The organism is Bacteroides sp. BFG-606 (genome assembly GCF_024788145.1).
Lineage (GTDB): Bacteria > Bacteroidota > Bacteroidia > Bacteroidales > Bacteroidaceae > Bacteroides > Bacteroides vicugnae.
This window is the reverse complement of the sequence record NZ_JANUIL010000001.1, coordinates 232,516-257,069: the sequence shown is the minus strand read 5'-3', so window position 1 is coordinate 257,069 and position 24,554 is coordinate 232,516. Positions and strand designations below refer to the sequence as shown.

Below are 24,554 nucleotides of genomic sequence, written 5' to 3'. Positions count from 1 at the left end.
AAAACCTTTGGCTGACAATAAAAAGACTAAATAATATCCTTATGAGTAAAAATGATTAGAAGCGGCAGCGAAGATCTACTCCAAATTGCATTGGGCGTCCTTTCTGCATGAAACCTTTGTTCATTGTTTCGAAATAGAAGGCCGCATAGTCTTTATTCAGGAAGTTGCGTGCCCAGAAACTAATCATTGCATCACCGATTTCCAGATTCGTTCTCCAGTTGAGCGTGCCATAGAAGGATTGGCTGACGTCGTTTTGTTCAGTCCAGTAGATACGTCCGGCAGCATTATAGTTCGCTTGGAGCACAACCCGGTCGAAGATAGAACGTGGGCTGCAGGTGATCGCATATTCTCCACCGATATTTAATGTATGCTTGGGAACGAAAGGGACATATTTGCCATTATAATCCGCAGTTACTTTGGAACTGCCATCTTTTTGTCCTTCTGTAATTACATAATCAGTAAAGGTGGCATAGGTATATCCGTAACTGGCATTCAGACTAAGTTCTTTAGTCACGCTGGCACGAAGAGATGCTTCTGCACCATAACTACGGCTTTTTCCCGCATTGATGGTAATACGTCCCAAACCGCTTTCTGCAAATTGAGAGAGTTGTTGGTCGCGGGTGTCCATATAAAATGCTGCAAGATCAGCCCAAAGCCTACCTTCCCACAACGTAAGATGACTGCCCACTTCGTAGTTCCACGAATATTCGGGTTTGTACGTAGTAGACGTTTTTACATTAATCTCTTTGGTTGGTACCATTTGGTCCATCATTTTTATGATGGTTGCCCCCCATGTGGCATCTTGCCCTATTGTCGGACTTTCTTTAATGGCATTCATCATCGAGTTGGTCAACTCTGTTTGTGATAAGTCAGAGAACATCTGGATATTATATCCTCCCGAACGATATCCCCGGGTAACGGTGGCATACACATTATTTTGGTTCTTCCATTCATATTGAATAGCGAATTTAGGGAGAAGTTGTACATAGTCAGTCGATAGCTTGCCTACGAAAGAGGCCGGAGCTTTCATATTCTGATCGGACAAGTTTATTGAGTTGGGACCCATAGCTAAGTGAAAATCAAAGCCAAAGTCTACAGGAGTACTAAGGGAATTGTACTTCATACTGATCTTTTCGTAATCGAGTCGGAGTCCCGCTGTAACGGACAGTCCTTCGATAAATAGGTTGTTGAAAGTAGACTGATGATAAAGTGCGCCGCTAAGAGTCGGGGTATCGAAGGTTCCTCCTACACTTAGTGTCGGGTTATGTACGGTCATTCCCATAGTAGGTGCACCGGGTTTGGAGGCAATCTCTTCAAAAGCGGAATTGGCGTTGTTTTCAATCATCGTTTTCACTCCTTCTTCTTTGAACAGAACGGGACCTGTGGTATGTAGCCATTGGTAGAATCCGAAAGCTCCCGTAGTCCATTGCCATCTCTTTCCGGGTTTGGCTTTCAAGACAATTTCTTCGGAAATGGTATTTGCCCTTTGCTTTTGCTCGATATTAAAGATATCTCTTTCTGTGAAGTCCTGATCGAGGAACATACGGTCATTCAGGTTCTGATAACCTGTCGCGGCACTCAATATAAAGTTACAGGCTTGATATTCGATGTTGACACCAGAATTGAGCAATCCACGGCGGTAACTGCTGCGGTCGTTATATGAAATTTTACCGATGTAGTCTGCCCGGTCCTCTGTAATTTCTTTACCCTTTTCTTTAGCTTTGGCTATGCCGTTTTGAGTAATCCCGGTATAGTAGTACGGATACCCGCCCTGGTCGCTATATTCATAGTTCACGGTCATGTCTATTTTCAGATTAGATGTCGGCAGGTAAATCCCACGAAAACGTCCGCCTCCGGCGTTGCTTTTGTCGACTTTTTCATTGTTCCGTGCAGAGTTTTCAAAGAAGCCGCCCGTGTGTTCGTAGAAACCTCCGGTAGAAAAAGCAAAGCGGTCGGATATACGGTGATAATGGGTGAGTGAAACGTTATAATTATTGTAAGTTGCTGCTCCCATGCGAATATCGGTACCTTGATAAGTGAAAGGCGATTTTGTGTGCACCTTGATAAGTCCTCCCATCGTGTTACGTCCGTAGAGGGTACCTTGTGGCCCGCGAAGAATATCAATACGTTCGATATCAGCATAGTTGAAGTCGAAAGCGGATTTGTCGATATAAGGGATATTGTCTACATAAAGTCCTACGGACGGAGTATTGATGCGTGAGCCGATTCCGCGGATATAAATCGAAGTAGTCAGTTTGGAACCGTAGTCAGGGATAAACAGATTGGGAACAATACCTGTCAGGTTCTTTACGGAATTTACCTGGTTGGCGCGCATATTCTCCTGTGATAAGACGGTGGCGGCTACCGGCAGATCACGCAGTTTACGGTTTTCTTTCGGAGTAGCAATCACTACCACCTCTTCGATGTCTACTATTTTTAGTGAGTCTTTGGGGAAATCTTCAGCCCATGCTGTCCCTGTCGTCAGGAGCATGAGGGCAATCATAATCTTCTTTGTCTTCATCTGCTGTTAATTTATCTGGTGCAAAGTAACGGCAAATATAGATGACGGTCAATCCTCATTTATTAGGATTTGATTCACCACAGAGGACGCAGAGGACACGAAGGTATGATTCTTAAATTTTATATCCTCTGTGTCCTCTGCGTCCTCTGTGGTGAATCAGATTCGGTCGGCTTCGATATATCCGTTCATTACAGCATAAATAGTCAGCCCGGAGACGGACTTAATGCCTAATTTCTCCGTGATATTTTTTCGGTGAGTGATAACGGTAGTCAGGCTGATATTCAGTTTATCTGCTATTTCTTTGTTGATTAATCCTTTGGTTATCAGTACGAGCACTTCTATTTCACGGGCGGATAGAATTTCCTGATGAGGCTGCATCGGAGGCATGGGCGGCATATCTTTTACCGGATAACCGTCGTGGTGAGCATGTTGGTGAAGTTTCAATATATTTTTTACCAGCTCTTCTTCGGATTCGTGAATGTTGAGTACAGGTACGCCGGACAGTTGGAATTGCGGACTGTCGCTTGCCAATACAATCGTTTTTCGTTTCCGGGGGAGAAAGAAAGCATTGTGCTCCACGTAAATCTGTGCGGAAATGAAATAGTGGGCATACATATCCGGAGTATCGTCCATCAGTTCGCTGAAGTGATGGAAAGTCCGTATGGTCGCCATAGGAATCATTTCCTCCAAGATTCCTTTCAGACCGAGAGAGGTCAATGTGTTTGCTTCTATAATTGCTATTTCGGGTTGATAATTCATTTTAGTCTAGTTTTTATTAATGATTGAAATAGTTGGCTACTGCTTCTGCACATCGTTCGCCGTCTACCCCGGCAGACACAATTCCTCCGGCATAGCCTGCGCCTTCTCCGCAAGGAAATAATCCGCGAACGGTGACATGTTGCAGAGTATCCTTATCGCGTATGATACGAACGGGAGAAGAAGTTCGTGTCTCCACACCAATCATTACTGCCTCATTTGTCAGGAACCCGTGACTGCTGCGTCCGAATTGTTGGAAACCAAGAGATAGCCTTTTATTAATAAATGATGGCATCCAGAAATGAAGTGGAGACGAAATCAATCCCGGACTATAGGATGACTCGGGCAGATCGTAACTCAATTTCTTGCGGGTAAAATCCAGCATGCGTTGTGCCGGAGCAGTCTGTCGTCTGCCTCCCTGCAACCAGCATTGACGTTCCAATTCCTCTTGAAAGTGAAGAACAGATAGTAACTGTGAATTAATCTCTGAAAGTTGTGAACTTTTCAAATTCGGATTCAGTGCCATTAGCTGCTCATCTTGTTTCGCAGCCAACTCTTCATTCCTCATTTTTAATTCTTCATTTTCCAAATCTTCCGGTTGGATTTCCACTACCATTCCCGAATTGCTCCACCGTGACCCACGGTTGGCAGGAGACATTCCGTTTACTACCACTTGTTCCGGTCCGCTGGCGGCAGGAACGATGAAACCTCCGGGACACATACAGAAACTATATACTCCTCTGCCTTCTGCCTGTGTTACAAAGCTGTATTCTGCAGCGGGCAGGTATTTGCCCCGTCCATTCTTATTATGGTATTGTATTTGATCGATCAACATTGCCGGATGTTCCAGACGTACTCCGACAGCGATTCCTTTCGCCTCAATCGTCACATTATTGGCAGCCAGCCAACGATATACATCTCTTGCCGAATGTCCGGTTGCCAGTATCACAGGTCCGAGAAAGGTCTTTCCTGTATTTGTTTCGATACCTTTGACTTCACCGTTCTCAATAATCAATGCATCCATTCGTGTCTGGAAATGTACTTCTCCGCCACATTCGATAATGGTATTCCGCATATTTTCAATGACACGTGGCAATTTGTCTGTTCCGATATGCGGATGCGCATCCACCAATATCGAAGTCGAAGCTCCATGCTGGCAAAATACATTCAGAATCTTATCTACATTTCCTCTCTTCTTGCTCCGGGTATAGAGTTTCCCATCCGAATAAGCTCCTGCACCTCCTTCTCCGAAACTGTAATTCGATTCCGGATCAACAGTGTGTTCCCTGCTGATTTGTGCCAGATCTTTCTTACGTTCGCGCACGTCTTTTCCACGTTCGATGACAATAGGACGTAATCCGAGTTCAACGAGGCGTAAGGCAGCGAATAGCCCGCCGGGACCTGCGCCAACGACAATCACTTGCGGTTTTCCCTCTACATTATTATATATAGTATGTTCGTACTCATCTTCTTGCGGCATTTCCTTGATGTATGCCCTCACCTTCAGATTGACGAAGATAGTCCGCTGGCGTGCGTCAATACTCCGTTTCAAAATTCGGGTAGCGGTGATGTCACGCAGATTCAGACCTTTTTCTTTAGAAAGATATTCCTTTAATTTCTGTTCGTTTGCAGCAATTTCGGGAAGTATACGGAGTTGGTATTCTTGTATCATATATTTTTTACCACAGAGGACACAGAGGTCACAGAGTTTAATTTTTTAGATAATAAAACGTTTGATTCCTTGTTTTAAATGGGGTACATTGAAATTTAGTAATAATCCATATTTCAGGTTACTAAGTTTCATGTACGTTAGTAATTGGGCAGAATGTACCGGTTGCAGTGTTTCCACGCTTTTCAGTTCTATAATGAGTTGATTATCTATCAACAAATCTATTCTGTAATCTGTATCTAATTGGGTTCCTTTATAGATTATAGGTAATTTCTTTTGCCTTTCTACATCTATGGAGTTTGCTCTCAATTCATAAAATAAGCAGCTCTCGTATGTACTTTCAAGCAAACCTGCTCCCAATTGAGTATGCACCTCAAAAGCTAATCCCAGCACTCTACTCGTTAAATTATTAATATCTTCTATCATCATTTACTTACTTGATTAATCACTCCTCTGTGTCCTCAGTGTCCTCTGTGGTGAATCTAACCGAATAAAGCCCTGAACGCCTCTTCCACTTTCCTCACCGGCACTAATTCAATCTTAAGCTTTTGAGTATCAATCCCCTGCAGATTATATTTCGGCAACAAGAAACGTTTGAAACCTAACTTTTCAGCCTCACCGATACGCTGCTCAATCCGATTCACAGGACGTATCTCTCCCGACAGACCGATTTCTCCCGCCATGCAAACTTCCGGTTCAATGGCTGCATCCATATTGGAAGAAAGGATCGCACTGATCACCGGCAGGTCGATAGCCGGATCATTCACTTTCAGTCCTCCGGCAATATTCAGAAACACATCTTTCTGTGCCAACTTAAATCCCACGCGCTTTTCGAGAACAGCCAGCAGCATATTCATTCTTCTCAAATCGAAACCGGTTGCCGAACGTTGCGGATTTCCGTAGACTGCAGAGCTTACCAAAGCCTGTGTCTCAATCAAGAACGGTCGAATCCCCTCAATGGCGGAAGCAATGGCTACCCCGCTCATCCCTTCATGATCCTGACTTAGCAAAAGTTCGGAAGGATTACTCACTTGGCGCAACCCATCCTGACGCATTTCATAAATACCTAATTCTGCCGTACTACCGAAACGATTCTTGATACTGCGTAGAATACGATACATATAATGTTGGTCGCCTTCAAATTGAAGAACGGTATCTACGATATGTTCCAGCACTTTAGGTCCTGCAATACTTCCTTCCTTATTAATGTGTCCGATCAGCAATACAGGCGTATGCGTTTCTTTCGCAAAACGAAGAATGGACGCCGAACACTCTCTGACTTGCGCTATACTTCCGGGAGACGATTCGATACTTTCGGTGGAAATAGTCTGTATAGAGTCGATAATCACTAAATCGGGATTCGTATTCTTGATATGCACATAAATCTGTTCGAGTGAAGTCTCGCAAACGATCAGGCAATCGCTGGAAGTGTCAGAGAGACGGTCGGCACGAAGTTTCAGCTGTCGTGCACTCTCTTCACCGGATACATAAAGAATCTTCTTTTCCGGCATGTGCAGTACGGTCTGCATGACGAGCGTCGATTTACCGATTCCCGGTTCGCCGCCTATCAAGACAAGAGAACCCTGTACAAGTCCGCCCCCCAATACACGATTCAGTTCATCATCGTGCATATTGATGCGTGGTTCATCGTCTGCCTCTATGTCGCTAAGCGCCAGTGGCTTGGGCTTCTGTGTTTCAATGCCCGACACCGGACGGCGGTTAGTGGGTTCTTTCCGTACGATTTCCTCAACATACGTATTCCATTCTCCACACGACGGACATTTACCCACCCATTTCGGTGAATCCTGTCCGCAATTACTGCATACATATACGGTTTTCTCTTTTGCCATATTCTTACTCCTTCAATATAAAAATCCGAATGTCCAAAGTGGAATCTTGTTTCCGGCGGAATATTCAATATCATCTGCAGCGATAAATCCCTGCTGACTATTGGCTATCTGTTTCCCGTCTTTACTTTTTCCTCCGACTTCTATCGTATATTTGCTGTCTATTGTATAGTCTGCACTGCGTGTGCAATATTCCACACGATGTTGATAGGAGAGTTGGTTTACCATGAACACTTCTCTCAATGTACTTTTGTTTACATCCTTAAAGGTCAATGCATAAAGCAGGTTGGTATTTTCCATATAAATCTTATCCGGCTTTTGTAGTTTCTTGATAGAATCATTATCCGAATAAAGAAGGTGGATTAATTTAGCCCTGTCCAGATATTGTAGATAAGCCAGAATAGTAGTCCGTGAAAGTTCCGCCATGGCGGAAAGTTTGGTGATATCCACCATAAAGGGCACTTCGGAGGAGAGGATTCCCAGCAGGCTTTTTAGTTTACGTACGTTACTGATATCCACTCCACATTGCTGTGGAAGTTCGATTTCAAGTATCAGGTTTGCTATATTTTCGATGCGTGTATAGTATTCCGCATTTCCTTCCAGATAAAAAGGATAGTATCCATGTTTCAAATAATCTTCAAAATAGGCAAGAGGGCGGCATTGGGAATTTACTGCATTACAGATTCCATCACTGTTGTCCAGTATCTCTTCCAGTGTATAAGGGCGGATTTGAATCTGATGGAATAAGTGCAGATATTCACGGTAGGATAGCCCCTGCATATTATATGATATGCATCGGCGGGATAAGTCGGCTTCCGCATTCAGAAGTTGTAGTAAGGATGAACCGGTAAATACTATTTTCAGTTCAGGAAACTCATCATATATGTTTTTGATTTCTTTGCTCCACGACGGATATTTGTGTACTTCGTCCAGAAAGAGGCACTTTCCTCCTTTCAGGTAAAACTGTTCGGCAAGTTCGCTAAGAGAATGTTGCGTGAAATATAGACTGTCCAAACTCGTATATAAGGCACTTTGGCTATCATTCGCATAATGAAGTTTTAAGTATTGAAGCATTAAAGTCGTTTTCCCGACTCCACGGGCTCCTCGGATAGCAATCAGGCGATTATCCCAGTTGATTGTATCCATCAAGCTCCTGATATATGCGGTAGAAGTAGCCGTTAATAGCCTTTTGTATCTTCTGATGAGTGTATCCATATCTTAATATGTTTTCTATGGAAGACAAAAATAGACATAATTTGTTCAACGTGCAAAACAAATTCAGATTAAATCTGTTCAACGCATAAAACAAATAGAAGATTTACAGCGTTATCTCTCCTGCTATCGAACGGTTCATCCGGTCGCGTACCTCATCCGGGGTATATCCATGTCCCAGTAAGAACATTAATTTGGTGACTGCCGATTCCGTTGTACTGTCATATCCGGAGACAACGCCTGCCTGCAACAACTGATATCCCGTTTCGTAACGTTCCATTTCTACCATTCCTGCGCTGCATTGTGTCACGTTGACAATCACAATTCCACGCTCACTCGCCTGACAGAGCCGGCGTATAAACCATTCCTTCCGGGGAGCATTCCCCGAGCCGTATGTTTCGAGCACCACCGCCTTTAAACCTTCAATCCCCAGAATGGTGGCAATTACATTTTCCTGGATGCCCGGAAAGAGCTTCAGTACCACTATATTGGTATCCAGCAAATAGTGCGGTTTCAATTCCCGCTCTTCCCCATTTCCGTGAATCTGCACATTATTATATTTAATATGGATTCCCGCTTCCGCCAATACCGGATAATTGAAAGAACGGAACGCGTTGAAGTTTTCCGCATTCATCTTTGTCGTACGGTTTCCCCGCATCAGGTGATTTTCAAAGAAGATGCATACTTCCGGCACTAGCGCCCTTCCTTCCTTGTTTTGTGCGATGGCAATCTCGATACTGGTCATCAGATTTTCCTTTCCGTCCGTGCGGAGTACGCCGATGGGAAGCTGTGAGCCTGTGAGGATAACAGGTTTATCCAATCCTTCCAGCATAAAACTTAGTGCGGAAGCGGTATAAGCCATCGTGTCCGTTCCGTGCAGGATGACGAAGCCGTGGTAACGATTGTAGTTGTCATGAATAATGCGTACCAGCTTCCGCCACATATCCGGTTCCATATCCGACGAATCCATCGGGGGATCAAACTGATAGGTGTCAATTGGGAAATTGAACTTTTGCAGTTCGGGGATATACTTTTGCAGTTGCTCGAAGTTAAAGTTCTCCAGAGCACCTGTCGCGGCATTCTCAATCATACCAATTGTTCCACCGGTGTATATTAACAATACGGAAGTATTTAATGGGTTCATAAGCTGATTTTGTGCGATTGTTTTCGCAAATATAAGAATAGATTTGATAAATAAGTAACAAAATGTCATAAAAGTAAAGGCGAATGACCGGATAAAGAAAAGGTGGAAGATTCTTTTTATCAGAAAAAAACCGAAAAAAGTGATAGATTGAACGTTTTTATTATTACTTTTGCGACACTTATCAAAAACAAGAGTAGAAACAAGGACTATGATGAAGTACTATCCGCATACAGTCACATCCATGTGTACCATGACCCTTAGGGGTTAATGGATAGTTTTTGTGTATCTACGTGATTCACGCTTGTATAAGCAGGCAAAATTCAAATTCAATTTTATTCGTAAACAACCAATCGTTCTGTAAAAAGCAAACTGCAGGACATTGCATTTAAATAAGTATCTTCATGAAAGTAATGAAATTCGGCGGAACATCCGTAGGTTCCGTGAACAGCATTTTAAGCGTAAAGAGAATTGTAGAGTCGGCAAATGAGCCGGTAATCGTAGTTGTTTCCGCATTGGGAGGCATCACTGACAAATTGATAAATACATCGAAGATGGCGGCAGTGGGAGATTCAGCCTATGAGGGTGAGTTCCGCGAAATCGTTTACCGTCATGTGGAGATGATTAAGGAGGTGATTCCTGCCGGAGAAAAGCAAGTATCGTTGCAACGTCAGGTTGGCGAGCTGCTGAACGAATTGAAGGATATCTTTCAGGGAATTTACCTGATTAAAGACCTTTCTCCGAAGACTTCGGATACAATCGTCAGCTATGGTGAACGCCTTTCATCGATCATCGTCACCGAACTGATTGAGGGAGCAAAATGGTTTGATTCGCGCACTTTTATCAAGACGGAAAGAAAACATAGCAAGCACACGTTGGATACAGAATTGACTAATAAATTGGTGAAAGAGGCTTTCCATTCTATTCCTAAAGTAGCACTGGTACCGGGATTCATCTCTTCGGATAAAACAACAGGGGATGTAACAAACCTCGGACGCGGTGGCTCGGACTATACGGCTGCCATTATTGCTGCGGCGCTGGATGCGGCAAGCCTGGAAATCTGGACAGACGTAGACGGATTTATGACGGCTGATCCGCGTGTCATTTCGACTGCTTATACCATTACGGAATTGAGTTACGTAGAAGCGACCGAACTTTGTAACTTCGGCGCAAAGGTGGTTTATCCGCCGACTATCTATCCCGTATGTCACAAGAATATCCCTATTCTAATAAAGAATACATTCAACCCGGATGGAGTGGGAACGGTTATCAAACAAGAAGTTTCCAACCCGCAGAGCAAGGCTATCAAGGGTATTTCCTCCATCAACGACACAAGCCTGATTACTGTTCAAGGGCTTGGCATGGTAGGTGTGATCGGTGTGAACTACCGTATCTTTAAAGCATTGGCAAAAAATGGAATCAGCGTATTCCTCGTGTCACAGGCTTCCTCGGAAAACAGTACTTCTATCGGTGTGCGTAATGCCGATGCCGACCTGGCTTGTGAAGTGCTGAACGAGGAATTTGCGAAAGAGATAGAGATGGGCGAGATTTCTCCGATTCTGGCGGAAAGAAATCTGGCAACAGTGGCTATCGTAGGTGAGAACATGAAACATACACCGGGTATCGCAGGTAAACTTTTCGGTACACTGGGACGTAATGGTATCAACGTTATCGCTTGCGCACAGGGAGCTTCGGAAACCAATATCTCTTTTGTTGTCGATTTCAAATCCTTGCGTAAATCATTGAACGTAATCCACGACTCTTTCTTCCTCTCCGAATATCAGGTATTGAACCTCTTTATTTGTGGTGTCGGTACGGTAGGTGGCAGCTTGGTAGAACAGATTCGTTGCCAGCAACAGAAGCTGATGATGGAAAACGGACTGAAACTTCATGTGGTAGGTATCATTGATGCCTCCAAGGCAATGTTCAGCCGTGAAGGTTTCGACCTTGCCAACTTCCGTGAAGAACTGCTGGAAAAGGGCAAGGACAGCAGCCTGCAAACCATCCGCGACGAGATTATCGGAATGAATATCTTTAATTCCGTATTTGTAGACTGTACGGCCAGTGCTGACATAGCATCGCTTTACAAAGATTTCCTGCAACACAATATCTCTGTGGTAGCAGCCAACAAGATTGCGGCTTCTTCCGCTTATGAAAACTACCGTGAACTGAAAACGATTGCCCGCCAACGTGGTGTGAAGTATCTGTTCGAAACCAACGTAGGTGCAGGTCTTCCGATCATCAATACAATTAATGACCTGATTCATAGCGGTGACAAGATTCTGAAGATTGAAGCGGTGCTTTCCGGTACGCTGAACTATATATTTAATAAAATCAGTGCCGATATTCCTTTCAGCCGTACCATCAAAATGGCACAGGAAGAACGCTACTCTGAACCGGACCCACGCATTGACTTGAGTGGAAAAGATGTGATCCGTAAATTAGTGATTCTGGCACGTGAAGCCGGATACCGTCTGGAACAGGAAGATGTTGAAAAGAACCTCTTTGTACCGAATGACTTCTTCGAAGGTTCTCTCGAAGATTTCTGGAAACGTGTTCCAAGTCTCGATGCAGACTTTGAAGCCCGTCGCCAGGTATTGGAAAAAGAAAACAAACACTGGCGCTTCGTTGCCAAACTGGAGAATGGAAAAGCCTCCGTCGGCCTGCAGGAAGTAGGAGCCAACCATCCGTTCTACGGCCTGGAAGGCAGTAACAATATTATCCTGCTCACTACGGAACGCTATAAAGAATATCCGATGATGATTCAAGGATACGGTGCCGGTGCCGGCGTAACGGCTGCCGGAGTATTTGCCGACATCATGAGCATCGCAAACGTTTAATAAATTAAAAATTGAGAATTAAAAATTGAGAAATACCATTCCGAAACGGATCTTAGGCTTTCTTTCATTTTTTAATTCTCAATTCTCAATTTTCAATTTATGAAGCATATCATCATATTGGGAGACGGAATGGCCGATTGGCCTGTGAAGTCATTAGGGGACAAGACGCTCCTGCAATATGCAAAGACGCCTTATATGGATAAGCTAGCCCGCATGGGACGTAACGGCCGCCTGATTACTGTGGCGGAAGGTTTCCATCCGGGTAGTGAAGTTGCCAATATGTCCGTGTTGGGATATAATTTGCCAAAGGTATATGAAGGTCGCGGACCGCTGGAAGCTGCCAGTATCGGTGTGGATCTGAAACCGGGCGAGATGGCAATGCGCTGTAATTTGATTTGTGTGGAAGGAGAAATTCTGAAGAATCACTCCTCCGGACATATATCTACGGAAGAAGCGGATGTATTGATTCAATATCTGCAAGAAAAACTGGGCAATGACCGCGTACGTTTCCACACAGGAGTTCAGTACCGCCATCTGTTGGTTATCAAGGGAGGTAATAAAGAACTGGATTGTACACCTCCGCATGATGTACCTTTGAAACCTTTCCGTCCGTTAATGGTAAAACCATTGGTTCCGGAAGCGCAAGAAACAGCAGATCTGATTAACGACCTGATTCTGAAATCACAGGAACTGCTGAAAGATCATCCGTTGAACCTGAAACGTATGGCAGAAGGTAAAGATCCTGCGAACAGTATTTGGCCTTGGAGCCCCGGTTACCGTCCGCAGATGCCTACTTTCTCCGAGACTTTCCCGCAGGTAAAGAAAGGAGCAGTCATCTCGGCTGTCGATCTGATAAACGGAATCGGTTACTATGCTGATTTACGTCGCATCGCAGTAGAGGGAGCCACCGGACTTTATAATACGAACTACGAAAACAAAGTGGCCGCTGCCTTGGAAGCATTGAAGACGGATGATTTTGTTTATCTGCATATCGAAGCCAGTGATGAAGCCGGACACGAGGGAGACATCGACTTGAAACTTCTCACTATCGAGAATCTCGATAAACGTGCCGTAGGTCCTATCTACGAAGCAGTGAAAGATTGGGACGAACCGGTAGCCATCGCTGTATTGCCCGATCATCCTACTCCCTGTGAGCTTCGTACCCATACATCCGATCCCATTCCGTTCCTTATCTGGTATCCGGGTATCGAGCCGGACGAAGTGCAGACGTATGATGAAGTAGCCGCTTGCAACGGTAGTTACGGACTTCTGAAAGAAGACGAGTTTATAAAAGAATTCATGAAATAAGTCACCACAGATTATGAAATATTATAGTACGAATAAACAAGCACCTGTTGCCTCACTGCAAGAAGCGGTGGTAAAAGGGCTTGCTGCCGACAAAGGGCTGTTTATGCCTATGTCTATCAAACCTCTTCCACAGGACTTTTACGATACGATTGATAGTTTATCCTTTCAGGAAATTGCTTATCGCGTAGCCGATGCTTTCTTCGGTGAGGATATTCCTGCCGATACGCTGAAACAGATTGTATATGATACATTAAGTTTCGATGTACCTTTGGTTAAGGTGGCAGATAACATCTACTCACTTGAACTATTCCACGGACCGACGTTAGCATTTAAAGATGTAGGCGGTCGTTTCATGGCACGTCTCTTGGGATACTTCATTAAGAAAGAAGGACAGAAGAATGTCAATGTATTGGTAGCTACTTCCGGTGATACGGGAAGTGCTGTTGCCAACGGCTTCCTCGGTGTGGAAGGTATTCATGTGTATGTGCTTTATCCGAAAGGAAAAGTGAGCGAAATACAGGAGAAGCAATTCACTACGCTCGGACAGAATATCACTGCGCTCGAAGTGGACGGAACGTTTGATGATTGCCAGGCATTGGTGAAATCTGCTTTCATGGATAAAGAATTGAATGAACACCTTTCATTGACTTCTGCCAACTCCATCAACGTAGCCCGTTTCCTGCCGCAGGCATTCTATTATTTCTATGCTTATGCACAGTTGAAACGTGCCGGAAAAGCCGATAATGCCGTGATCTGTGTGCCTAGTGGAAACTTCGGAAATATCACCGCCGGATTGTTTGGTAAGAAGATGGGATTGCCTGTGAAGCGTTTCATTGCTGCCAATAACCGCAACGATATTTTCTATCAATACCTGCAAACAGGTAAGTACAATCCCCGTCCGTCTGTCGCAACGATTGCTAATGCTATGGACGTAGGCGATCCGAGTAACTTTGCCCGCGTACTTGATTTATATAGCGGTTCACATGCTGATATCTCTGCCGAGATTTCAGGAACAACTTATACCGATGAGCAAATCCGTGAAACGGTGAAAGAAACTTGGAAAGAACATCATTATCTCCTTGATCCTCATGGTGCTTGTGGGTATCGTGCGTTGGTAGAAGGTTTGAAAGAGGGAGAAACAGGTGTATTCCTTGAAACGGCTCATCCTGCCAAATTCCTCGAAACAGTGGAAAGTATTATTGGAGAAGCGGTAGAAATCCCTGCCAAATTGCAGGAATTTATGAAAGGCGAGAAGAAAAGTTTGCAAATGACAAAAGACTTTGCGGACTTCAAGAAGTACTTGTTGACGCTTTAATCCTCTTCTTCCTATGAATGAATTTGTGCCACCTTGTTGGCACGGTTGTGCCATCGAAGTGTCACGGTCGTGCCAACAAGGTGGCACAGTTGTGACAATAGGGTGGCATAAACCGGGTAATTGCCATATCGTTTATATAGAAGCTAGGAACACTAAATATTCTCCCGTACAATGAACAGTAAACTCATTAGCTGTTGCTTCATTAAGCGTTCCTTGCCACCAATTCGTAAAATCACTAAGAGGATAAACCAGTCCCTCTCCTTGCAATCCTTTCGCTCCGAAATTGAAAATAGAAACTTGCTGTCCCGGATGAGAGGCGAAAGCTTGCGTGTCTTTGGCGGGAATAAACATACCATAATCGGTAACGGTTCGTACTTCCATACCGCTTTTCATATAATCTAGCAACAAACTGATATTTCCTAATGTGTGGTCTTCCCGTTTTCCGGTAGCACCGACGATAGCTATTTTCCGGTAGCCTTTTTCTTGTAAGAAGTGGACGGCCTTGGTTTGGTCATTCGTTTCCTGATCGGCTATATGGTGGATAATTTCTGAAAAGCGTGTTTTGTTTTCCGGCGAAAGAGAATCTCCGTCGCCAATAATAATATTGGGAGTATGTCCACGTAAGATATATTCATCGGCTGCTCCATCGCAGCAGATCACGAATTCTGCTTCTTCCAGTATTTGCAGGGGAAGAGGATGGCTGGGATATTCGCCATTGGCTAGTATCACGGCTTCGGGAGTATAGTGTTCGTATTTCATTGTATGCTCATTAATTTTTTCCACTTAAAGTAGCCAAAGATAGCTATAATGGAGTAAAGTCCGTACAAGGCGGAAGTAAAATAAAGGTCTTTGTAGATATAAAGTCCGCAGCAGACAATATCCACAAGAATCCAGGCAAACCATTGTTCGATGTATTTGCGCGCCAGCATCCACATGCCGACAATACTTAATGCAGTAGTAAAACTGTCCAGCCAGGGAACGTTGCTATCCGTATATGCTATCAGTATCCATGCAATACCGAGGAAAGAAACGACGAATACCAGAAAAAGAGGTAAGTAACATTTTCCCGGAGTATGTATGATAGGAAGATCTTTGGATTTTTCCCCTCCCCACATCCAGAATACCCAGCCGTAGATGGCAGCTATCAGGTAGTAGATATTGATGCCAAAGTCAGCATACAATCCGGCTTTGTAATATACGAAGATGTAGATGGCAGGCATCACGATGCCCGCTATCCAAAGGTAGATACTTGCCCGGTACTCTAACCAAAGGTAGACCAGTCCGACAATCGTACCGAATATTTCCAGAAAATTCAATTCCATAACTCTGTTTGATTAAAAGCGGAAAGAAACATGTCCCATAACATTTGTCCCTGCTTGTGCGGCATATCCGGCATAGTTTCCCCGATTTTCCAGCGTATCGGTGTAGTCACTTGACGCCCAGCCGTTGTTTTCATATTTTTCATTAAACAGATTGTATACAGTAAATCCTACCGTAACTTCTTTCAGTACTTTCTTGGGGTGGAAGCTGTACGCCAGATTGAGGTTGCTGACAAAATACTTATCAAGAGTCAGTTCTTCAACTTCTGCGTTTGTCATATATTGTTTGCTTACAAACTGTGATTGCAGGGCAGCTTCGAATCCCTTAGATTTGAATGAGAAACGATTGTTGAGTAGGAAGTCCGGTGAGAAAGCAATGCGAGTGTCTTTATGCTTTATCTGAATAGTCGGGAGAGAAGTAGAGCTACCGTCGTCATTATAGTGGTAGCCCGGCAGGCTCTCTACGAAATCCTGAATACGGTTTTTGCTCCATGTAGCGTTGATGTCCCATTGAAACCATTTGCACGGTTTGATTCCCAGCATGATTTCGATTCCCATGCGATAACTGTCCGGCACATTTTCGGTCAGTGCTTCACCTATATCGTTTAAGGCTCCAGTCAGAACCAGTTGGTCGGTATAGTCCATGTAGTAGAAGTTTGCACCTGCCGTCAGCCATTGGTTGGCGAAGGTATATCCCGCTTCATAGTCGAGCAGCTTTTCTGCTTTGGGGTACGAATCCGGATCACCATCCGTATAATTGTTTCTTGTCGGCTCTTTTTGAGCAACCGAGAAAGACGCATAGACACGATGGTTGGAAGTAATGTTCCAGTTTAATCCTACTTTCGGATTAAAGAAATCGAACTTTTTGTCTACTGCCAGTGGGCGCAGCGCATTCTTGCTCCAGTCATATTTATCATTGTTTCCGTCGATGGTATAGTTGATGTGGCGATACTGGAGATCGGCATAAGCACTTAGTCCTCTGGTAAGATCGTAATTTGCTTTCAGATAAATATTGCCATCGGTCTTCTTGGATTTGTTGCGGTAGTATTCATGGTCGGGCGATAGAGTACCCACGTAATTTTTCACCCAGGGGACTTTTCCGAAGTTATTGCCCCGGTATTGATTTAATCCGCCGCCTAGGGATGCACTTAGCCTGTTGGCTGCGTAATTGAGGGAAAAAACACCACCGCCAAATTTGTTGTCCATCTTCTTTTGACGGACTAGATCGCTTTTAGCTATTTCGGTTCCATCTATTGTAAATGGCTTTAAACCATATTCTATCAGGTATCTGTCATCTTTGTACTCTTCGTAATAACCGTCACCTTTGGTATAATGTAAGGCAACGTTTAGATTCCAATCCGTTGAGAAAGTATGGTTGAAGAGAAGTTGATAATTCTTTTGCAAGTAATTATCTGTTTGGTCGTCGTAATAATGTTTTTTGCCGTTGGCGTCGGTGTACATTTCCCCGCAAGGATTGTAGCGTCTGCCAAATTCTTCCATTTGCTCTTTTGTTGCGTATCCCCAAGCATGATATGTCTTTTCTTTTCCGGCAAATGCAATCAGTTTCACAGAGGTGTTTTCTGCAAAATAACCTCCTTGCAGGTAGTAAGAGTTCAAGTCCACCGAAGCACGGTCTATGTATCCGTCCGTACCGATATTGGAAAGGCGGGCATCAAACGTCCAGTGGTTATTGAGTAAGCCGGTTCCCACTTTCACTGTTTCCTTGTGCGTGTTGAACGAACCGTATGAACCATTGAATTCGGCGTATGGTTTCATAGATGCACCTTCGGTTTGCATATTGACACTGGCTCCGAAAGCACCTGCTCCATTTGTTGATGTACCTGCTCCGCGCTGCACCTGCATATCTTTTACGGAAGAAGAAAAGTCGGGCATATTCACCCAGAACAGGTTATGGCTTTCGGCATCGTTCATCGGTATGCCGTTTACCGTGATGTTGATTCGTGTGCCATCAGTTCCACGTACGCGAAGCGTCGTATAGCCAATACCGGCTCCTGCATCCGACGTGGTCAGTGTGGAAGGAGTCATACTTAGCAGATAGGGGATATCCTGTCCGAAGTTTACCTTTTTGAGTGCTGCTTTATCTATATTGGTGAATGCCACGGGAGTTTTGGCTGTGGCACGTGTGGATACTACCTGCACCTCTTGCAGGTTTACTACTCTCATACTGTCCTTTGCACTCGTCTGTGCATGAACAGTGATGCCTGCGCCCGATAAGGCGACGGCCATCCATACAATTCTTTTCATTTTGCTTATTAATTAGTTCTCTACGCCGGCATTACCCGGATCAGATTCTATGGGTATGTTCTCAGCCCGTCATGTTAAGGCACCCCTACCAGTGAATCGACTGCAAAAATACGGCTTTTGAAGGAGGAAAGCAAAAAAAACTTTTAGATTTACTAAAAACAATATAACTTTGTAGATTGTTGAAATACCAATACAACAGTTTATTCATTTAATATATAATTTAATTATGCTACTCTTACTTCAAGCAACACAAGCTGCGGATTCTGTGCAAGTGGCCGCAGATGAATTAATGAAAGAGGCGATTGCCAATGCCGACGGATTGGATAAGCTTTCGCTAATTACTCAACAACTGATAGATTTTGGTATTCGTGCCGGAGAACGTATACTGATTGCGGTCATTGTCTTCATCGTCGGACGTTTTTTGATTTCGCTACTTAATAAGTTTATAAGACGTCTGATGGATAAACGAAAAGTGGATGTAAGTATCAAAACTTTCGTTAAAAGTCTGGTAAATATCCTGTTGACGATCCTTTTGATCATTTCTGTTGTCGGCGCCTTGGGAGTTGAAACTACTTCGTTCGCAGCTTTACTGGCTTCTGCCGGTGTGGCTATCGGTATGGCTTTGTCCGGTAATTTGCAGAACTTTGCCGGAGGATTGGTTATTCTTTTGTTCAAACCTTATAAAGTGGGTGACTGGATAGAAACACAGCAAGGTTCATCCGGTACGGTAAAAGAAATCCAGATATTTCACACCATCCTTACGACTGCGGATAATAAATTGATTTATATCCCAAATGGTTCATTGAGCAGTGGAGTAGTGACCAATTACAGTCATCAGGAAACCCGCCGTGTAGAATGGATTATTGGTATAGATTATGGGGAAGATTACAATAAAGTTCAGCAGATAGTTCGTGATATTCTGGCCGCCGATAAACGTATCCTGAATGAACCAGCTCCGTTTATAGCTCTTCATGCCCTGGATGCCAGCAGTGTGAATGTAGTGGCACGTGTCTGGGTAAACAGCGGAGATTACTGGGGTGTCTATTTCGATACAAATAAAGCAATTTACGAAACCTTCAATGAAAAAGGTATCAACTTCCCTTTCCCACAGCTTACTGTGCATCAGGGAAATTGATTGTTATACTCTGATAATTCAAAAAATAAGGGAGTTGTACTTAACGTGCAACTCCCTTATTTTTTGGAAAACTTGTCTGGCGTGATTGAATAAATCTCTTTTTTATTTTATACCGAAATCTTCGGCTAATTCATATCTATCTTCTTTGATTCCCAGTACATGATTGATTTTTCTCCTTTTCTCGAGATCTTTAAAGTAGTTTTCCACAACCTGATAGAGATCGAAGTTAGTGGTTGATCCTGCGGCTAAATCGAGTGATTCCACCATCTTTTCTACGGCTTGATGGATTTTCTCTGCGTCTATCAGATGCAGTTCGTTGCTGTGTATTAAATATTTTTCCATGACTGCAATGTTTTAATGTTATATAGGTATAACATCTTGCAGTCATGGAAAGTTCAATGATTGAATGTTAGATTTTGGCAAGTGCCTGATCCAAATCCGCAATCAGGTCATCAATATGTTCCGTTCCAATCGATAAGCGTACAGTGCCCGGATAAATCTCTTGTTCGGCGAGTTCCTGTGCATTGAGTTGCGAGTGGGTAGTGCTTGCCGGGTGGATCACCAATGATTTCACATCGGCAACATTGGCAAGCAGGGAGAAAATCTCCAGGCTGTCGATGAAGCGGTGTGCTTCTTCTTGTCCGCCTTTGACTTCGAAAGTGAAAATAGAACCGGCGCCGTTCGGAAAATAACGCTGATACAGCGCATGATCGGGATGATCGGATAATGACGGATGGTTCACTTTCTTCACTTTCGGGTGATTGTTTAAGAAATTCACGACCTTCAACGCGTTTTCTACATGACGTTCTACGCGCAAGGAAAGAGTTTCCAATCCTTGTAACAGGATAAAAGCATTGAATGGACTGATGGTGGCACCTGTGTCGCGCAGCAAAATAGCCCGGATGCGGATGGCATAGGCAGCCGGACCTGCCGCATCAACAAAACGTACTCCGTGATAGCTTGGATCGGGTTCGGTCAGTTGTGGGAATTTGCCGGAAGCCACCCAGTCGAATTTGCCTGAATCTACAATGACTCCTCCTAATGAGGAACCGTGTCCGCCAATGAACTTTGTTGCGGAATGTACAACGATATCTGCTCCGTGTTCGATAGGGCGGATTAAATACGGAGTACCGAATGTGTTGTCAATAATCAAAGGAATTTTGTGGCGATGAGCTATTTCGGCTACTGCCTCTATATCAATGATATTTGAGTTCGGATTTCCCAGCGTCTCGATAAATACGGCTTTCGTATTTTCCTGAATGGCTTTTTCAAAGTTCGATAAATCACTGGGATCGACGAATGTGGTTGTGATGCCATAGCTGGGTAAGGTATGAGCCAGTAAGTTATAGCTTCCTCCATAAATCGTTTTGGCTGCTACAATATGATCGCCTGCACGAGTGATATTCTCGAAAGCATAAGTGATGGCAGCAGCACCCGAAGCAACTGCCAGTCCTGCTACTCCTCCTTCAAGAGCAGCTACGCGTTGCTCAAAAACTCCTTGAGTGGAGTTGGTCAGACGACCGTAGATGTTTCCCGGGTCCTGCAGGCCGAAACGTGCGGCTGCGTGAGCGGAGTTGTGAAATACATAAGAAGTAGTCTGGTAAATAGGTACTGCGCGGGCATCTGTTGCCGGATCTGCTTGTTCTTGTCCTACATGAACTTGTAAAGTCTCGAAATGTAAATTCTTTGTTGCCATAATCGTATATTTTTTAAGTTTAATATTCTTTCCTTATTTTCTTGCAAAGTTATGGGATGGAGATATATCGAACAAGATATAGATAAAATACAGAAAATAATGCTATTTTTGTACCGTTATATAGAATAATATAGTTGCGTTATTCCTAAAAATCACCTTTTAGAAGAATATTTTTCTTATGGATACTTTTGATAAACTGGATAGAGTCGATTTGCAAATACTCCGTACTTTGCAAGAAAACGCCCGATTGACAACCAAAGAGCTGGCCGCACGGGTGAGTCTTTCTTCAACTCCTGTTTTTGAACGTCTTAAACGGTTGGAGAGTGGAGGATATATAAAGAAGTATATTGCCGTGTTGGATGCGGAAAAGCTGAATCAGGGATTTGTCGTATTCTGCAGTGTGAAGCTTAGACGGCTGAACAGGGATATAGCAGCCGAGTTTACGCGGATCATACAGGATATTCCTGAAGTAACCGAATGTTATAACATATCAGGTAGTTATGATTACCTGTTGAAGATTCATGCTCCCAATATGAAATACTATCAGGAGTTTATTCTGAATGTGTTGGGGACGATTGATAGCTTGGGATCATTGGAAAGTACGTTTGTGATGGCGGAAGTGAAGCATCAATATGGGATACATATTTAGTTCGTTGTGTGATAGTCTGAAATTTATCTTGTATATTTGCTATGTAATATAAATCCAGTTCTGCTAACACAATGAAATGGCAACTTTGTAAATAGCTTCGCCCATACGGATTGTAACAATAGAAAGTTCTGCTGTTACAACTGTTTGTGATTTAACCTAAATCACAAGTTATTTTATTTATTCTATTCAATAAACCATATAAAAGTAGCTATTACAATGAATTCGAACATATATCCTCGTACCAATGATTTTCAGACTATTTACCTGAATACGGTGATTAAGAATCCTGCTATTATCGTAGGTGATTATACAATATACAATGATTTTGTAAATGATCCGGTTCTTTTTGAGAAGAACAATGTTTTATATCATTATCCGATTAATAAAGATCGCTTGATAATAGGAAAATTCTGCTCCATAGCCTGTGGAGCTAAGTTTCTTTTCAACAGTGCAAATCACACATTGAATTCTTTATCCAATTATACATTTCCTATCTTTTTTGAGGAATGGAATTTAGATAAGGGAGATGTAACTTCTGCCTGGGATAATAAAGGAGATATAGTAATAGGTAATGATGTCTGGATTGGATATGAAGCTGTTATCATGGCAGGAGTACATATTGGAAATGGGGCAGTCATTGCGTCGCGGGCAGTGGTTACTAAAGATGTTCCTCCTTATACGATAGTAGGTGGGACACCGGCCAAAGAAATCCGGAAGCGTTTTGATGAGAATACGATTGCCCAATTGCAGAAATTGCAATGGTGGGATTGGAGTATTGAGAAGATATCCGAATGTATACCTTATATTACAGGTGGAAAGATTGAAGAACTGATAAAAAGATAAATGTTACATCATAGACATGAAGAAACTAATTATTGTATTTGTTCTTTTATTATCAGCACTCTCTTGTTTCTCACAAACAGAATTTACAACTTGCCTTTTTGATACTTCAAGAAACAGGGCTCATGGAAACACGTATGCCAAATTGGGAAAGGGGAGTGGCAAATATTCTTTTCACTATTTCCTGATGTTTATCCATAAATAGAACTAATTACGTAACTGCTTACGTATTTTTACGAAAAATGTTTGTTCATATGATGAAAAGCTAATATATTTGCGTAATCAATTACGTATTTAGTAACGCAACTAATAAAAACATGGACTTTTTTAATCAGACGGGCAAATTAGCCATCGGTAGCAGATTACGCATGTTGACCGATAAAATAACAGTAGATGCGGCCGCCATCTATAAAATGTTTGGAGTAGACCTCAAACCGAAATGGTTTCCTGTATTTTTTGTATTATCGCGTGGGGAGGCAAAAACCATTACGTCCATAGCCAAAGAGATTGGTCATTCTCATCCTTCCGTGAGTAATATTATTAAAGAAATGGTAGCTAAAGGATTAGTGAAAGAGACAAAGGACAAATCCGACGGGAGAAGAAACATGGTCATGTTATCTGCCAAAGGAAAAAGAATGTCCGACTCTTTTTCGGAACAGTGCATAGATGTTACGGCAGCTATTGAGCAAATCACGCAGCAAACCCGGAATGATCTTTGGAAAGCTATCGAAGAATGGGAGAACCTTTTGTCGGATAAATCCCTGTTGGAGCGGGTGAAGGAAGCGAAAAAGGAACGAGAGAGTAAGGACATCAAAATAGTTCCTTATGAACCTTGCTATCAATCTGCTTTCCGGACTCTTAACGAAGAGTGGATAACTGCTTATTTTCGGATGGAAGAGGCCGATTACAAGGCTTTAGATCATCCAAAGGAATATATTCTGGATAAAGGAGGAGCTATTTTGGTGGCTCTTTATAAAGATGAACCGGTCGGTGTATGTGCTTTGTGTAAGATGGATCATCCGTTGTATGATTATGAGTTAGCCAAGTTGGCTGTTAGCCCCAAGATTCAAGGAAAAGGTATCGGAGTACTACTTTGCGAAGCAGTTGTAAATAAAGCGAAGGAGCTTGGGGGCAAAAGGCTCTTTATAGAGAGCAATACACGTCTGAAACCGGCTATCCATATTTATCATAAGTTAGGCTTCAAGGAACTTCCCGAATATCACACGACTTATGAAAGAGGAGACATACAGATGGAATTAATAATTGAAGAGTGAAAATGAAAAAGGTGGATGGTGAATTTATTAAGGGGCGCATTGCCCCTTGTGGACTGCATTGCGGAAAATGCTTTGCTTTTGCCGATGGAGATATTTCTTATCACAGCGGTGAACTCAAGAAGGCATTAGGCAATTTTGATGTCTATGCACAACGTTTTGTAGAGATGCTTGATGAGCCTGTCTTTGCAAAATACCCCGATTTTAAAGAGTTTTTAAATCATTTGTCCGTGGCGACTTGTCAGGGGTGCAGAAAAGAAAAATGCAAGTTGTTCAAAAACTGTAATGTTCGTGTATGCAGCGAAGAGAAGCAAGTGGATTATTGCTTCCAGTGTAGCTGTTTTCCTTGCGAGAATACAGGTTTTGATGAACATTTATATAAGAGATTTGTAGCCATCAACAAACGGATGCAAGAGATTGGAATAGAAAAATATTATGAAGAGGTAAGGGATTTACCTCGCTATTAATTTATGGCTTTCTCTCTGCTTCATTCCAGTTCCTGTGCATAAATGTTGATGGCGCGTAATGCCTTTAATATTTCAGTCGGGGTGATCCCCTGACATTCTATTCTCAACACTTTTTCCCAATCCTCCATATCTACATTCCATTTGTAGATTTGGGGACATAGGGTGAAAAGCGCTGCGATATGTTTGATATCCCGTACATTCTTTACCGAGGTGCGAAAAATTAGTATTTGCTCTTCCATAGTTACTATCGATTACTTTTGTTTTCTGTGCAAAGGTAAGTTTAAACAGGGTTCTGTATAGGAT

The 24,554-nt window shown here is 43.1% G+C and carries 21 protein-coding genes, 1 pseudogene and 1 riboswitch; of the genes and pseudogenes, 9 read left to right on the top strand and 13 right to left on the bottom strand.

What is annotated here, in order from left to right; translation table 11 throughout:
* Nucleotides 1-55: 55 nt before the first annotated feature.
* The 7 genes from NXV01_RS00995 to NXV01_RS00965 all read right to left on the bottom strand — a co-directional run bounded on the left by NXV01_RS00995 (nt 56) and on the right by NXV01_RS00965 (nt 9,149).
* Nucleotides 56-2,521, bottom strand: a complete 2,466-nt coding sequence (locus tag NXV01_RS00995) for a TonB-dependent receptor (protein WP_259021553.1) — start codon at nt 2,519-2,521, stop codon at nt 56-58.
* Nucleotides 2,522-2,677: 156 nt separating this feature from the next.
* Entirely contained in the window at nt 2,678-3,280 is a 603-nt protein-coding gene (locus tag NXV01_RS00990; RefSeq protein WP_148365791.1) for a LuxR C-terminal-related transcriptional regulator, read from the bottom strand.
* A 16-nt stretch (nt 3,281-3,296) separates the two neighbouring features.
* Entirely contained in the window at nt 3,297-4,949 is a 1,653-nt protein-coding gene (locus tag NXV01_RS00985; protein WP_259021552.1) for an NAD(P)/FAD-dependent oxidoreductase, read from the bottom strand.
* Nucleotides 4,950-4,994: 45 nt separating this feature from the next.
* Nucleotides 4,995-5,369 (bottom strand): GxxExxY protein, encoded by a 375-nt coding sequence (locus NXV01_RS00980; RefSeq protein ID WP_409012946.1) that lies wholly within the window; start codon nt 5,367-5,369, stop codon nt 4,995-4,997.
* A gap of 59 nt (nt 5,370-5,428) precedes the next feature.
* Nucleotides 5,429-6,796 carry a DNA repair protein RadA gene (gene radA, locus NXV01_RS00975; protein ID WP_008777372.1) on the bottom strand — a complete coding sequence of 456 codons (1,368 nt, stop codon included), beginning with the start codon at nt 6,794-6,796 and terminating at the stop codon, nt 5,429-5,431.
* 12 nt (nt 6,797-6,808) lie between these two features.
* Nucleotides 6,809-8,008, bottom strand: coding sequence for an ATP-binding protein (locus tag NXV01_RS00970; protein WP_148365789.1), 1,200 nt, complete (start codon nt 8,006-8,008; stop codon nt 6,809-6,811).
* 103 nt (nt 8,009-8,111) lie between these two features.
* Nucleotides 8,112-9,149, bottom strand: a complete 1,038-nt coding sequence (locus NXV01_RS00965; protein WP_195650002.1) for an asparaginase — start codon at nt 9,147-9,149, stop codon at nt 8,112-8,114.
* Nucleotides 9,150-9,550: 401 nt separating this feature from the next.
* On the opposite strand from NXV01_RS00965, the gene thrA reads away from it, so the two are divergent.
* The 3 genes from thrA to thrC all read left to right on the top strand — a co-directional run bounded on the left by thrA (nt 9,551) and on the right by thrC (nt 14,609).
* Entirely contained in the window at nt 9,551-11,986 is a 2,436-nt protein-coding gene (gene thrA, locus NXV01_RS00960; protein ID WP_148365787.1) for a bifunctional aspartate kinase/homoserine dehydrogenase I, read from the top strand.
* A 99-nt stretch (nt 11,987-12,085) separates the two neighbouring features.
* Nucleotides 12,086-13,294, top strand: a complete 1,209-nt coding sequence (locus tag NXV01_RS00955) for a cofactor-independent phosphoglycerate mutase (RefSeq protein ID WP_148365786.1) — start codon at nt 12,086-12,088, stop codon at nt 13,292-13,294.
* A gap of 13 nt (nt 13,295-13,307) precedes the next feature.
* A complete protein-coding gene (gene thrC, locus NXV01_RS00950) occupies nt 13,308-14,609 on the top strand; it encodes a threonine synthase (protein ID WP_099146748.1) in 1,302 nt (433 codons plus the stop codon).
* Nucleotides 14,610-14,741: 132 nt separating this feature from the next.
* Here the strand turns inward: thrC and NXV01_RS00945 are convergent, their stop codons facing one another.
* Genes NXV01_RS00945 through NXV01_RS00935 form a run of 3 tightly spaced genes read right to left on the bottom strand, consistent with a single transcriptional unit; the run spans nt 14,742 to nt 18,193 of the window.
* On the bottom strand, nt 14,742-15,368 hold the full coding sequence (locus tag NXV01_RS00945; protein WP_259021551.1) for a thiamine diphosphokinase: 627 nt from the start codon (nt 15,366-15,368) through the stop codon (nt 14,742-14,744).
* Complete coding sequence (gene pnuC, locus NXV01_RS00940; RefSeq protein WP_148365783.1) at nt 15,365-15,931, bottom strand: nicotinamide riboside transporter PnuC; 567 nt, start codon at nt 15,929-15,931, stop codon at nt 15,365-15,367. The genes NXV01_RS00945 and pnuC overlap by 4 nt, the downstream gene beginning before the upstream one ends.
* Nucleotides 15,932-15,943: 12 nt before the next feature.
* Nucleotides 15,944-18,193, bottom strand: coding sequence for a TonB-dependent receptor (locus NXV01_RS00935; RefSeq protein ID WP_259021550.1), 2,250 nt, complete (start codon nt 18,191-18,193; stop codon nt 15,944-15,946).
* Nucleotides 18,194-18,290: riboswitch (TPP riboswitch) on the bottom strand.
* Nucleotides 18,291-18,419: 129 nt separating this feature from the next.
* Here NXV01_RS00935 and NXV01_RS00930 point away from each other — a divergent pair.
* Complete coding sequence (locus tag NXV01_RS00930; RefSeq protein WP_148365781.1) at nt 18,420-19,328, top strand: mechanosensitive ion channel family protein; 909 nt, start codon at nt 18,420-18,422, stop codon at nt 19,326-19,328.
* 102 nt (nt 19,329-19,430) lie between these two features.
* Here the strand turns inward: NXV01_RS00930 and NXV01_RS00925 are convergent, their stop codons facing one another.
* The gene (locus tag NXV01_RS00925) at nt 19,431-19,670 is read right to left on the bottom strand and encodes a hypothetical protein (protein ID WP_004306417.1); all 240 of its coding nucleotides are present in this window, start codon (nt 19,668-19,670) and stop codon (nt 19,431-19,433) included.
* Between the two features lie 67 nt (nt 19,671-19,737).
* A complete protein-coding gene (locus tag NXV01_RS00920; protein WP_099146753.1) occupies nt 19,738-21,024 on the bottom strand; it encodes an O-acetylhomoserine aminocarboxypropyltransferase/cysteine synthase family protein in 1,287 nt (428 codons plus the stop codon).
* 178 nt (nt 21,025-21,202) lie between these two features.
* On the opposite strand from NXV01_RS00920, the gene NXV01_RS00915 reads away from it, so the two are divergent.
* The 5 genes and pseudogenes from NXV01_RS00915 to NXV01_RS00900 all read left to right on the top strand — a co-directional run bounded on the left by NXV01_RS00915 (nt 21,203) and on the right by NXV01_RS00900 (nt 24,251).
* Nucleotides 21,203-21,673 (top strand): Lrp/AsnC family transcriptional regulator, encoded by a 471-nt coding sequence (locus NXV01_RS00915; RefSeq protein WP_004299136.1) that lies wholly within the window; start codon nt 21,203-21,205, stop codon nt 21,671-21,673.
* Nucleotides 21,674-21,889: 216 nt separating this feature from the next.
* Nucleotides 21,890-22,516, top strand: coding sequence for a CatB-related O-acetyltransferase (locus NXV01_RS00910; protein ID WP_259021549.1), 627 nt, complete (start codon nt 21,890-21,892; stop codon nt 22,514-22,516).
* A gap of 16 nt (nt 22,517-22,532) precedes the next feature.
* A pseudogene (locus NXV01_RS25860) lies at nt 22,533-22,634 on the top strand (alpha/beta hydrolase); the annotation flags it as partial.
* Nucleotides 22,635-22,830: 196 nt separating this feature from the next.
* A complete protein-coding gene (locus NXV01_RS00905) occupies nt 22,831-23,787 on the top strand; it encodes a bifunctional helix-turn-helix transcriptional regulator/GNAT family N-acetyltransferase (protein WP_259021548.1) in 957 nt (318 codons plus the stop codon).
* A gap of 2 nt (nt 23,788-23,789) precedes the next feature.
* Entirely contained in the window at nt 23,790-24,251 is a 462-nt protein-coding gene (locus NXV01_RS00900) for a DUF3795 domain-containing protein (protein ID WP_148365862.1), read from the top strand.
* Nucleotides 24,252-24,271: 20 nt separating this feature from the next.
* Here NXV01_RS00900 and NXV01_RS00895 read toward each other — a convergent pair whose 3' ends face one another.
* A complete protein-coding gene (locus NXV01_RS00895; protein ID WP_148365777.1) occupies nt 24,272-24,490 on the bottom strand; it encodes a hypothetical protein in 219 nt (72 codons plus the stop codon).
* Between the last annotated feature and the right edge of the window lie 64 nt (nt 24,491-24,554).